This is a genomic window from Mycobacterium deserti (genome assembly GCF_025345615.1).
GTDB lineage: Bacteria > Actinomycetota > Actinomycetes > Mycobacteriales > Mycobacteriaceae > Mycobacterium > Mycobacterium deserti.
On sequence record NZ_JAODWD010000001.1, the window covers coordinates 642,898 to 654,685 of the forward strand.

Annotated in this window: 15 protein-coding genes and 1 pseudogene; 5 read left to right on the forward strand and 11 right to left on the reverse strand. The window is 65.8% G+C overall.

The window, feature by feature from the left end; genetic code table 11:
- Positions 1 to 14: 14 nt before the first annotated feature.
- Entirely contained in the window at positions 15 to 1,682 is a 1,668-nt protein-coding gene (pgi, locus tag N4S67_RS03175) for a glucose-6-phosphate isomerase (protein WP_260991471.1), read from the forward strand.
- On the opposite strand, the gene N4S67_RS03180 is transcribed toward pgi, so the two are convergent.
- The 9 genes and pseudogenes from N4S67_RS03180 to N4S67_RS03220 all read right to left on the reverse strand — a co-directional run bounded on the left by N4S67_RS03180 (position 1,679) and on the right by N4S67_RS03220 (position 6,994).
- Positions 1,679 to 2,233, reverse strand: a complete 555-nt coding sequence (locus tag N4S67_RS03180) for a hypothetical protein (protein WP_260991472.1) — start codon at positions 2,231 to 2,233, stop codon at positions 1,679 to 1,681. The two genes, pgi and N4S67_RS03180, sit on opposite strands and share 4 nt — an antisense overlap.
- The gene (locus N4S67_RS03185) at positions 2,226 to 2,516 is read right to left on the reverse strand and encodes a helix-turn-helix transcriptional regulator (protein ID WP_260991473.1); all 291 of its coding nucleotides are present in this window, start codon (positions 2,514 to 2,516) and stop codon (positions 2,226 to 2,228) included. Before N4S67_RS03185 ends, N4S67_RS03180 begins: the two co-directional genes overlap by 8 nt.
- 132 nt (positions 2,517 to 2,648) lie before the next feature.
- The gene (locus N4S67_RS03190) at positions 2,649 to 3,014 is read right to left on the reverse strand and encodes a hypothetical protein (RefSeq protein ID WP_260991474.1); all 366 of its coding nucleotides are present in this window, start codon (positions 3,012 to 3,014) and stop codon (positions 2,649 to 2,651) included.
- Positions 3,015 to 3,060: 46 nt separating this feature from the next.
- Positions 3,061 to 3,810 (reverse strand): SDR family oxidoreductase, encoded by a 750-nt coding sequence (locus N4S67_RS03195; RefSeq protein WP_260991475.1) that lies wholly within the window; start codon positions 3,808 to 3,810, stop codon positions 3,061 to 3,063.
- Positions 3,811 to 3,890: 80 nt separating this feature from the next.
- Positions 3,891 to 4,364, reverse strand: coding sequence for a zinc finger domain-containing protein (locus N4S67_RS03200; protein ID WP_260992031.1), 474 nt, complete (start codon positions 4,362 to 4,364; stop codon positions 3,891 to 3,893).
- A gap of 147 nt (positions 4,365 to 4,511) precedes the next feature.
- Positions 4,512 to 4,754, reverse strand: a pseudogene (locus N4S67_RS03205) (DNA-formamidopyrimidine glycosylase family protein); the annotation flags it as partial.
- 16 nt (positions 4,755 to 4,770) lie between these two features.
- Positions 4,771 to 5,169 (reverse strand): phage holin family protein, encoded by a 399-nt coding sequence (locus N4S67_RS03210; RefSeq protein ID WP_260991476.1) that lies wholly within the window; start codon positions 5,167 to 5,169, stop codon positions 4,771 to 4,773.
- Between the two features lie 4 nt (positions 5,170 to 5,173).
- Positions 5,174 to 5,929: a precorrin-6A synthase (deacetylating) gene (cobF, locus tag N4S67_RS03215; protein WP_260991477.1), complete on the reverse strand. Its 756-nt coding sequence runs from the start codon at positions 5,927 to 5,929 to the stop codon at positions 5,174 to 5,176.
- Positions 5,930 to 5,944: 15 nt separating this feature from the next.
- Positions 5,945 to 6,994 carry a YihY/virulence factor BrkB family protein gene (locus N4S67_RS03220; protein ID WP_260991478.1) on the reverse strand — a complete coding sequence of 350 codons (1,050 nt, stop codon included), beginning with the start codon at positions 6,992 to 6,994 and terminating at the stop codon, positions 5,945 to 5,947.
- 139 nt (positions 6,995 to 7,133) lie between these two features.
- Between N4S67_RS03220 and N4S67_RS03225 the strand changes: the two genes are divergently transcribed.
- Positions 7,134 to 8,018, forward strand: coding sequence for an AurF N-oxygenase family protein (locus tag N4S67_RS03225; protein ID WP_260991479.1), 885 nt, complete (start codon positions 7,134 to 7,136; stop codon positions 8,016 to 8,018).
- Positions 8,015 to 8,749 carry a DUF4873 domain-containing protein gene (locus N4S67_RS03230; RefSeq protein WP_260991480.1) on the forward strand — a complete coding sequence of 245 codons (735 nt, stop codon included), beginning with the start codon at positions 8,015 to 8,017 and terminating at the stop codon, positions 8,747 to 8,749. The genes N4S67_RS03225 and N4S67_RS03230 overlap by 4 nt, the downstream gene beginning before the upstream one ends.
- Before the next feature lie 35 nt (positions 8,750 to 8,784).
- Here the strand turns inward: N4S67_RS03230 and N4S67_RS03235 are convergent, their stop codons facing one another.
- Entirely contained in the window at positions 8,785 to 9,051 is a 267-nt protein-coding gene (locus N4S67_RS03235; protein WP_260991481.1) for a DUF4235 domain-containing protein, read from the reverse strand.
- A gap of 66 nt (positions 9,052 to 9,117) precedes the next feature.
- Between N4S67_RS03235 and N4S67_RS03240 the strand changes: the two genes are divergently transcribed.
- On the forward strand, positions 9,118 to 9,984 hold the full coding sequence (locus N4S67_RS03240) for an LLM class flavin-dependent oxidoreductase (RefSeq protein ID WP_260991482.1): 867 nt from the start codon (positions 9,118 to 9,120) through the stop codon (positions 9,982 to 9,984).
- 42 nt (positions 9,985 to 10,026) lie between these two features.
- A complete protein-coding gene (locus tag N4S67_RS03245) occupies positions 10,027 to 10,782 on the forward strand; it encodes an ATP-binding protein (protein ID WP_260991483.1) in 756 nt (251 codons plus the stop codon).
- 22 nt (positions 10,783 to 10,804) lie between these two features.
- Here N4S67_RS03245 and N4S67_RS03250 read toward each other — a convergent pair whose 3' ends face one another.
- Entirely contained in the window at positions 10,805 to 11,587 is a 783-nt protein-coding gene (locus tag N4S67_RS03250) for a helix-turn-helix transcriptional regulator (RefSeq protein ID WP_390893197.1), read from the reverse strand.
- Positions 11,588 to 11,788: the final 201 nt, after the last annotated feature.

Below are 11,788 nucleotides of genomic sequence, written 5' to 3' on the forward strand. Positions count from 1 at the left end.
TTAAGGTCGAGCCCATGAGTGCCGAAGCGCAGCAGATTCCCGACATCGCGACCTCGCAAGCCTGGCAGGCCCTGCAGCGCCACCACGATGAGATCGGCGACAAGCACCTGCGTGAGCTTTTCGACGCCGACCCGGCACGCGGCACCGAACTGGTGCTCACGGTCGGTGACCTCTACATCGATTACAGCAAGCACCGGCTCACTCGCGACACGCTCTCGCTGCTGATCGACTTGGCCCGCGCGGCTCGGCTCGAGCAGCGTCGCGACGCGATGTTCTCCGGCGTGCACATCAACACCTCCGAGGACCGCGCCGTTTTGCACACCGCGCTGCGGCTGCCACGCGGTGCGCAGCTGTCCGTCGACGGCCAGGACGTCGTCACCGATGTGCACGAGGTGCTCGACAGGATGGGCGACTTCACCGACCGGCTTCGCAGCGGCGAGTGGACCGGCGCCACCGGTGAACGCATCACTACCGTCGTCAACATCGGTATCGGCGGATCGGACCTCGGTCCGGTGATGGTGTACGGGGCCCTACGGCATTACGCCGACGCGGGCATATCCGCGCGCTTCGTCTCTAACGTCGATCCGGCGGACCTGGTGGCCAAGCTCGACGGACTCGATCCCGCCACAACGCTTTTCATCGTCGCTTCGAAAACCTTCTCGACGCTCGAAACCCTGACCAATGCGACGGCGGCGCGGCGTTGGCTCACCGACTCTCTCGGCGACGCCGCGGTGGCCAAGCACTTCGTCGCGGTGTCGACCAACAAGAAGCTCGTCGACGACTTCGGCATCAACACCGACAACATGTTCGGCTTCTGGGACTGGGTCGGTGGCCGCTATTCCGTCGACAGCGCCATCGGACTGAGCGTGATGGCCGCGATCGGCAGGGAGCGGTTCGCCGAGTTCCTGGCCGGCTTCCATCTCGTCGACGAGCATTTCCGCACCGCGCCCCTTGAGGCCAACGCGCCTGCGCTGCTCGGGTTGATCGGCCTGTGGTACAACAATTTCTTCGGCGCGCAGTCGCGGGCAGTCCTGCCCTACAGCAACGACCTGGCGCGGTTCGCGGCATATCTGCAGCAGCTGACCATGGAGTCCAACGGCAAGTCGGTGCGGGCCGACGGCACCCCTGCCGTTGGCGACACTGGCGAAATCTTCTGGGGCGAACCGGGAACCAACGGCCAGCACGCGTTCTACCAATTGCTGCATCAGGGCACGCGACTGGTGCCCGCCGACTTCATCGGCTTCTCCCAACCGACCGACGATCTTCCGACGGCCGACGGCACGGGCAGCATGCACGACCTGCTGATGAGCAATTTCTTCGCGCAGACCCAGGTGCTGGCGTTCGGCAAGACCGCCGACGAGATCGCCGACGAGGGCACCCCGCCGGATGTGGTGCCACACAAGGTGATGCCCGGAAACCGGCCCACCACAAGCATTCTCGGCACAAAGTTGACACCGTCGGTGGTCGGCCAGTTGATCGCTCTCTACGAGCACCAGGTCTTCACCGAGGGCGTCATCTGGGGCATCGATTCGTTCGACCAGTGGGGTGTGGAGCTCGGCAAGACCCAGGCCAAGGCGCTGCTGCCGGTGATCACCAACGACGATCCGCCTGCTGCACAATCGGATTCGTCGACCGACGCCCTGGTACGGCACTACCGTGCGGAGCGCGGCCGCAGCGCCTAGGCCTCGGGGTCGCGCCGGATCCAGCCGAGGATCATCGCGGGCAGGCAGCCAGCGAATGTCAGCACGGTCAGCGCCATCAGGCCACCCGCATAGGCCATGTTCGTGTCGGTGCCGCCGGTGAAGGTCGCGCCGAAGATCAGATAGAAGATCGGCACCAGCATCAGGTACTGCGTCACGGTGAGGCCGATCGAGCGTGCGGTGTTGCGCTGCTGCACCTCGTACTCGTCGAGCGCTGCCTGCGGGGCGTCGCCCTGCCGACCGGAGACGATCTGGAGCACGCTCCACGCCGGGAAGAAGACCAGGCAGGCGGGGAACCACAGCAGCGGCGCGCGCTCAATGCCGAACGCGCACAGCACACTCACCGCGAACATGAACACGAAAGTGAAACCCAGCACGACGACCAGAACCCGGCGCCGTCGCTGCGTGCGCCAGCCGGGCAGCAAGTTCCTATAGGCGCGCTCGCGTTTGAGGAACCGCCGGGTGCGGAAGTTCTGGTACCGATCGATCAGAGTCGGCTCCGCCTGCAGGACGGACGGGGGTGTCTCATTCATGGGTGTCGTCTCCTTGCGCTCGGGTCTTTCGGTAGAGCTCGGCGGACAGCGGGGTGAACTCCGTGCGGGAGAACACGGCTTCGACCGGCAGGTCGAACACGTCGCATATCCGGAACGCCAGATCGAGGCTGGGGTAGTGATCGCCCCGCTCCAGTGCGCCGACAGTCTGCGGGTTGATGTCGACCAATTCGGCGAGTTCGGCCCGCGTCATCCGCCGCTCGGCGCGCAGGACGCCGATGCGGTTGTGGATCGGGAGGGTTTTCCCCCGCCTCACCGGACTCATGCAACATAGTGTTGTGAAAACCCAATGGTTTGTCAAGCGCTAACAACGCCACCGCTGTCGGTGAACCGACGCACGGAAGCGGCGCACGCTCCCGAAGGAACGTGCGCCGCGAGGAGGCGATTCAGTGGACGATTACGGGGCGGGCATCGTCAGGCAGCCAACGTTCGGAAGGCAGCCGCTGGCACCATCGGGGCCTGCCGCGCCGCCGGGTCCGTTCGGAGCCAACGATCCACTGGCACCGCCGGCGCCGGCTTCGCCGCCAGGACCACCGGGGATCACGCCCTGGGCGCCGCCACCGTCAGCGCTGCCAACGGGGCCGTTGGGGATGGCGACATCGGCGCCGCCACCGTCGACACTGCCGATGCTGGAACACGGTGTGCCATCGGCATTCACACACGGCGGAGGTGCCGGCTGAGCACCTGCGATGGGCGCAGCGGCGATCGCAGCTGCCGCAGCGCCCGCGAACAACACGGGGGTCATCTTCGTCAGTTTGATCATGAACGAGGACTACCACGCTCGCCGAGCGCCTAAACCTTAAGAGTGTCTAAGCAAAATATTTCGTCAACTGCGGCGGTAGCACACGCATGACCTGCACCAGCGGAGCCCACGGCCACCACGGAACCGCGGCACGGCCGGCCTCGCGCTCCATCGCATCGACCATCGCCTTGACGCCGGTTGCGTTGTCCACCATCAACATCGTCGACGCCGACTTGGCTGTCATCTCCGACTCGATGTAGCCCGGCTCGAGCGTGGTGACCTTGATCGGGCCCTTGGCGAACTCCGCGCGCAGGGACTCTCCCAGCGACGACACGCCTGCCTTGCTGGCGGCGTAGGCGGCCTTGACGCCGGGCACGCCCTTGTTCCCCAGCACCGAGGACACCAGCACGAGATGCCCGCCGCCGGCCTGCTTGAACATTTCGATCGCGGTCTCGATCTGCACAAGCGCCGCAACGAGATTGGTCTCGATTGTCGCCTTGTTGGCCCACAACTTGCCTGACCCGAGCGGCGCACCCTTGCCGATGCCCGCGTTGACGACGACGCGGTCGATGCCGCCCAGCTCGTCGGACAGCTCGGCGAAGACCTTCGGCACCTGCTCGTGGTCGTTGACGTCGAGTGCGGCCACCGCGACGCTGATACCGGGGTGACGCTCGAGCAGTTCGGCCTTGAGTTCCTCGAGGCGGTCGACGCGACGCGCGCACAACGCGAGGTCGCGGCCCTTCGCGGCGAACGCGCGCGCCATGCCCTCACCGAGTCCGGAGCTCGCGCCAGTGATCAGGATCTTCTGCCGTTGCACGCCGACAGCTTAAGCATCATGGACAGACGAGCCCCAATCGGCCGCTACCCCTGTAGCGGCGCTGGCGTCCTACCGCCGATTTACTTGAGCAGGCGCGACATCCGCCGGTCGGCCAAGACCTTGCCGCCGGTCTGGCACGTCGCGCAGTACTGAAACGACTTGTCGGCGAACGACACCTCACGGACGGGGTCGCCGCAAACGGGACACGGCAGGCCTGTTCGGGCGTGCACGCGCAGACCCGAGCGCTTCTCGCCCTTGAGCGTCGCCGCCTGCTGGCCGACGGACCGGGTGACGGCGTCGGTCAGGACAGTGATCATCGCGTCGTGCAGCGCGGCCAGCTGCGCATCGGTGAGCTTGCCCGCCGTCGCGAACGGACTCACCCGCGCGACATGCAGGATCTCGTCGCTGTAGGCGTTGCCGATGCCCGCGATCACTTTCTGGTCGGTGATCACGGTCTTGATCCGGCCGCTGTTGCCTTTGAGCACGTTGGCCAGGTCGTCGGGACCCAGCGACAGCGCATCCGGGCCCAGCGCGGCGATACCGGGCACCTTCACCGGGTCATCGACCAACCACACGGCGAGGCGCTTCTGTGTGCCCGCCTCGGTCAGGTCGAATCCCGGGGCCTCGCCGGGTGTGCCGAGGTGGACCCGCAACGCGATCGGCCCTTTGCCCGGCTTGAGCGGCGCCGCCGCCAGCTTCTCGGACCACTTCAGCCAGCCCGCCCGCGACAGGTGCGTGATCAGGTGCAGGTCGCCGACCTGCACGCCGAGATACTTGCCCCACCGGTTGGCCTCGGTGACGGTCTGGCCGTTCAGGGCGGTGATCGGCGGGTCGAACGTCTTGAGCACCGAGAACGCCGACACGTCGATGCGCCCGATCTGTCGGCCGACCGCATGGCGACGCAGGTGATCGGCGAGCGCTTCGATCTCGGGCAGTTCGGGCATGTGTCCAGTGTGCCGATCAATCCCGGGCGCGTCGTCCGACGCCGCCGGTGACCAGCGACAGCAGCCAGCTCACGACCGACAGCACGATCGCCGCCCAGATCGCGGTCCACCAGAAGTCGTCGATGAACAGGCCCCAATGGGTGGTGTGCTCGGTGATCTGCGACGTGATCCACAACATCAGGGCGTTGATCACGACGTGGAACAGGCCGAGCGTCAGGATGTACAGCGGAATCGAGATGAACTGCACGATCGGCTTGATCACCGCGTTGACCAGCCCGAAGATCACGGCGACAACGAATATGATGCCGATCTCGGCCAGCGTCGAGTCGCCGCCGACGAATCGGATGCCGGGCACGATGAGCGTCACCACCCAGAGCGCAACGCCGGTCAGTGCGGCCCGCAGCAGGAATCCCACGCGGCTAGTCTGCCGAACGCAACAGATAGGTGTCCATGATCCAGCCGTGTCGGGCGCGGGCCTCGGCGCGCAGTTCGACGATCCGACGCCCCACCTCCCCCACCGTCCCCGACATCAGGAGTTCGTCGGGCGTGCCCAGATAGGCGCCCCACCAGATCCGGGTCTCGGGCCGGCAATCGCGGAATGAACAGTCCGCGTCGAGCATTACCACGGCGCTGCCCGACAACCCATGCTCGCGTAGCTGCCTCCCCGTGGTGATGAGCACCGGCTCTCCGACGTCGTTGAGCGGGATGCGATGCCGCGCTGTGAGCGCCTGGATCGCGGAGATGCCGGGAATGACGTCGTAGGAGAAGTCGACGTGGGCCGCGACGGCGTCGAGGATGCGCAGGGTGCTGTCGTATAGCGAGGGATCACCCCAGGCGAGGAAGGCACCGACGCCGTCGGGCTCGAGCTCGGTCTCGATGGCCTCGGCCCAGACGCGCGCTCGGGCCGCATGCCAGTCCGCGACCGCCTGCCGATAGGCCGGACTGTCCGACGCGGTCCTGGCCCTCGGCGGGTCGGACAGCGCGACGAACCGGTAGCCGGGTGCGGTGATGAACCGCTCGCAGATGTGGCGGCGCAGCACGACGAGGTCGTCTTTCTCCGAACCCTTGTCCATCGCGAAGAACACGTGCGTGTCGTTCAGCGCGGCCACCGCCTGGGCCGTCACATGGTCCGGGTCGCCCGCGCCGATGCCGATGACGTGGATCCGACGAGTCACGCAGGCGAGTATGCGCTACGTGTCCTGCCCGCGACTGCTCCGCAGCCGCCTGCCGCGCTCGACGTCCTTCTCGATCGCGGCTTCCGTCTTCTCGATGACGCGGGTGTCTTTCGGCGGCAACTGCAATTCCCGTTCGGCGGGGATGCCTGCCTGCAGCTGTCGTCCTCGTTCCAGCTCCGCGTCCAACTCGGCCCCGAACAGCAGCGCCAGGTTGGTGATCCAAATCCATAGCAAGAAGACGATGACGCCCGCCAACGCGCCGTACGTCTTGTTGTAACTGCTGAAGTTGGCGACGTAGATTGCGAAGCCGATCGACGCCACGATCCAGGTGAGAATCGCCAACGCGGCGCCCACACTCATCCACCGGAACTTGGGCTGCTTGACGTTTGGTGTCGTGTAGTACAGGACCGCCACGGCAGCGACGACCAGTACCAGGATCACCGGCCAGCGCGCGATGTTCCAGGTGGTCACCGCCGCGTCACCCAGCCCGATGGCCTGGCCGGCGGCGCGTGCGACCGGTCCGCTGACCGCGAGCATGAATGCAACGGCGGCAGCCATGACCAGACCGCCGAGTGTCAGGACCAGCTGCATCGGCCGCAGCTTCCATACGGGGCGACCTTCGTCGATCTCGTAGATGCGGTTCATCGCGCGGCCGAAGGCGCCGACATACCCCGATGCCGACCACAACGCCGTCAGGATGCCGATGAGCAACGCGAAGCCTGCCGACGGTGACTCGACAAGCTGCTGCACGGTGGGGCGCAGGGTGTCCACTGCCGACGCCGGCGCCACATCGGAGACGATGTCGAGCATGGCGTCGGTGGTGCGGCGCCCCTGTCCGAAGACGCCGAGCAGCGAAACCATCACCAGCAGCGCCGGAAACAGCGACAGCACCGCGTAGTAAGTGAGCGCGGCAGCCAGGTCGGTGCACTGGTCGTGGCCGAACTCCCGCGCGGTCTTGCGCAGTACGTACAAGAACGACGGTTTGGTCAGATCGGTGGGCGACTCGGGCTTACGCGAGTCGTCGGGATCCAGGTGTTGTTCCGGCGCATCGCGGTCCACGGCCATGCCCAACCGTTACCCGCCCCCGGACGGCACAAACGTGCACCGTGAGCAGCTACTACCCGAGGTATGCGGTACCCGAGGTATTGACTAATCGTCACCCCCGACCTACGTTTTGGGAACCGTCAACGAAGGGACGTCGCTGATGACTGCACCCACGCGTGAAGAGTTCTCCGAACGCCTGCTGAAGGGCTCGGTGAAGAAGTCCTACGCGCCGATCGTCGACATCGACTGGGACGCCCCGCTGGACCCGGACAAGTTCTTCCTGCCACCCAAGGTCGTCTCGCTGTACGGCACGCCGCTGTGGGACGCGATGTCGCGTGAGCAGCAGATCGAACTGTCGCGCCATGAGCTCGTCAACACGCTGTCGGCGGGCATCTGGTTCGAGAACATCCTCAATCAGGCGCTGCTGCGCAAGATGATGCACCAGGATCCGACGGCTCGCGCCACACACTACGAGCTGACCGAGTTGGGCGACGAAACCCGGCATATGGTCATGTTCGGCAAGGCGATCGAGCGGGTCGGCGCAAAACCCGTGCGGCCCAAGCGGTATCAGCGAGTGATCATCAACCTGCTGCCGATGGCGTTCCAGGGGCCGATGCTGTGGGTCGCGGCTCTCGTCGGTGAGGAGATCTTCGACTCGCTGCAGCGACAAATGATGGATGATCCCGACCTGCAGCCGATGGTGCAGCGGCTGATGCGGATTCACGTCACCGAGGAGGCCCGCCACATCCAGTTCGCCCGCGACGGATTGCGCAAACGGGCCCCGAACATGAGGTGGTTGCCAAAGACGTTCGTCGCCAACATCAACGGTGTCGGCGGACTCTTCTTCCGCTACCTGTTCACCAATCCGGTGCCGTACCGGCGCGTGGGACTCGACCCGAAGCAGGCTCGTCGGATCGCCCGCTCCAGCCCGTTCCGGCATGAGGCCCAGGTACTCGGGTTCGCGCCATTGGCGGCGTTTCTCGACGAAGTCGGGTTGCTCGGTCCGATCGCACGACGCATGTGGAAACGCAGCCACTTCCTGTGACCGACGACGTGCTGCTCGTCGACGAGGAGATCGTCGACGCCGCATTCGACGAGTCCACACACACGTGGACGGTGCGCACCCGCAACCAGACCCAGCAGGCCCGGATCGTCATCGCCGCCAACGGCCAGCTACCAGAGACTCCCGTAAAGGACAACGTCGAGTTGACGCCGTTCCTCGGCGTCGCGGTTCACGGCGTCCCCAACTACTTCATCCTGACCGGACCCGACTCGGCGCAGCAGAAGCGCTACATCGGCGAGTGCCTCGAGCGCATGAGGCGTAGGGGCAGCAGCCGCATCGAAGTCCGATACAGCACCCAGCGCAGTTGCAACGAACGTGCGACACAGACGAATTGGCGCCGGATGCGCGACAAGATCTCGTCGGACTTCGACTTCGGGTCAATCGGCGGGCTCGACGACGAGGTGTACGACGGCCAGGCAACCCTGCATATAGCCGATGGTGAAGCGGTGAGCAGGGTTCGGCTCACCGGCCGCATCGATCCGATCGACGGCCGATATCACTGGCAGGGCACCGTTCTGGGTTCTCTGCCCCACACCGCCAAGCTGCCCCAACGGGTCGCGCTGACGATCGGCGGTCGCACCGCCGAGGCGCGCCTCACTGAACGGACGCCACAGGGCGGCTATTCCGTGGTCGGCGTCGGCACGCCGCCGTACGAACGCCCCGCCACAGTGAGCACCACCACCGCGACAACCCGCGAGATCAGCAGCGGATAGAGCCGCTCATCGGGAGGTAATCGTGCCCGGTGCAGCTAGCTCAAATCTTCGTCGGTCAACGCCGCGAAGCCCTTCGCCTGTCCCCGGGCCAGCGCTGCTCGTACGACGCCGACGATCAAGCCCTGCACCGCGGCGGCGATGAACACCTCGCGCGCCGTGCGGCTGAGGTCCTTGGGATCCGGCTCCTCGTCGTCCGGGTTGATCCGCTGCCAGATCTCGGTGAAGATCTTGCCCGCGATGAGTCCACCGACGACGCTGCTGGCAATCGACAGAGGTTTATATACGGTCTTGGCGGCGCTCATGCCCAACAACTTTCCCGTCGGGCCGATCCTCAAACCCGCCACTAGAACAGGTTCTAGTATCACGGGGTGCGATTCACCTACGCCGAGGCGATGACCGATCCGGCCTACTACATCCCGCTGGCCAAGGCCGCCGAGGCAGCCGGATACCACGCGATGACCATCCCCGACAGCGTCGCCTACCCCTTCGAATCGGACTCGAAATACCCCTACACGCCCGACGGCAGTCGCGAGTTCCTCGACGGCAAGGCGTTCATCGAGGCGTTCGTCATGGCGGGCGCGCTCTGCGCGGTCACCACAACGCTGAAGTTCAACTTCTTCGTCCTCAAGTTGCCGATCCGCCCGCCCGCCCTGGTCGCCAAGCAAGCGGGGTCGCTGGCAGCCCTGTTCGGCAACCGCCTGGGCCTCGGCGTCGGAACAAGCCCTTGGCCCGAGGACTACGAGTTGATGGGTGTGCCGTTCGCGCGGCGCGGCAAGCGCATGGATGAGTGCATCGAGATCATCAGGGGCCTGACGAGCGGCGAGTACTTCGAATTCCACGGCGAGTTCTACGACATCCCCAAGACGAAGATGACGCCTGCACCCACCGAACCCATCCCCATCCTCGTCGGCGGCCACGCCGACGCAGCGTTGAAGCGCGCCGCTCGTTGCGACGGATGGATGCACGGCGGCGGCGATCCCGAAGAGTTGGATCGACTGATAAAACGGCTCAACCAAATTCGCGCCGAAGGGGGCCACACGGGTCCGTTCGAGATTCACGTCATCTCGGTGGACGCGTTCACCCCCGACGGAATAAAACGCCTGGAGGACAAGGGCGTCACCGACGTTGTCGTGGGATTCCGGATCCCTTACATCACCGGCCAGGACACCGAGCCGCTGGAGAACAAGATCCGCAATCTCGAGATGTTTGCAGAAAACGTGATGACGAAGGTCTGACTCTCGCCCCGGACGGGTAACCGCTCGACATGGGAGCTGCTGATGGCTGATCGGGTCAGTGAACTGTCGATCACCACGGACGCCAACTCCTCTGTCACCGTGCTCAAGGCCGATGGTGTGCTCGACAGCACGACCTACCGCAGGCTGCGCGACACGATAATCAGTGCGGCCCTGAAGGAACCGGCGGCCGTGGTCGTCGACGTCACCGATCTCGATGTGCCCGCACGGTCGGCGTGGACGGTGTTCACCAGCGCGCACTGGCGGGTTCGCGTCTGGCCCCGGACGCCCCTTGCGCTTGTGTGTACGCGCGCGGCGGGACGGGACGTCGTGCGACGTCACGGCGTCACGCGCTACGTTCCGGTGCACGCGACGCTCGACCAGGCCGTCCAGGCGGCCGAACACGGTGCGCCGCAGTTCGCGCAGCGGGCGGGCGGACACCTGCGTGCCGACAACAGCAGCGTGTGGCGCGCACGGCGCATGGTCGCGGGTTGGCTCGATATGTGGTCGCTACCCGATCTCGTTCCCGCCACCAAGGTGGTCGCAACGGTGCTCGTCGAAAACGTTCTGCATCACACCGGCAGTGCGCCGAGCCTGCGCTTGGAGACCGACGGTGAGACGGTGACCGTCGCTGTCGAAGACGAGAGCCCCAAGCTCGCGGAACTCATCGAGAGACCAAGCGGTGGGCAGGGGCCGTCGGGGCTGAGCATTGTCGCCGCGTTGTCGAGGGCATGGGGCAACGCCACCACCGGCCCCGGGAAAACGGTGTGGGCGGTCATCGGCGCCGAGAGCCGGATGTAAGGCCCGGTCGAGCCGCCGCGCCTCACCCTCGCAGCGTCGTGTGGGGGCTCTGTCCATACGTATGGCGATAGAGCACCGCAAAACGACCGGTGTGCGCAAAGCCCCAACGCGCCGCGATCTCGGTGACCGTGTCATTCGAGCGATCGGCCGCCGAAAGCTCGAGGTGGGCGTAATGCAGACGCATCCGGCGCAGATGCTGCAGCGGTGTGGTCGCCAGGTGCCGCCGGAACATGTACTGCACCGCGCGCGGCGTCACGTGGATCGCCGCGGCGATGTCGGCCAGCGAGATGTCGTTCGTGGCGTTGGCGTCCATGAACTCCACGGCGCGGCGCAACAACACCGGCTTGGCATCGCTGCGATCGTGGGCCTTCGCACCCTCCGCCGTCGCATTGTTGGGGAAGGTGGACAACATGACCGCCGCCAGAAGTCGGCTGGCATGGCCGACGACGAGCGGCGTGACCACCGCATCGGGGGCCATGACGGTCTTCGACACGTACGCAACGGTGTTCTTCCACAGCAGGGCCGCGTCCAGGTCCACGGGTGTGAAACTCGTGAACCGCACGGGTAGCGGCGCCTGGTCGCGCGGCACATTCCGCGCCACCCCGGCCACGACCGCCGGGTCCAACAGCACGGTCATCGCCCGCACATCGTGCGTGAACGTACGGTAGGGCAAATCCGGCTGCGACAGCATCGCGATCTCATCGGTGGAGGTCTCGCTGTTCAAGCCGGCGCATTCGCTGGTGATCACGCCGCTCGACACCCAGACCGCCATGACCTTGTTGATCGGATCCGGGGCCGCCTTCACTTCTCCGGCCAGGTAGACCTGTTCAATCGCCAGCGGACCGACAGCGGTTCGGGCGTGGCGCAGAACAAGGCCGGACGATCGGTCCTCTGACGCGCGCTCGAGCCGAAGGCTGGTGCCGTATACGTCGTTGAGGAACTTCTCCGCGTCGGCGAAATCTGCGAACTCGACCCGGGTCCGCGATGGCTGCAAATGGTGGGCAAG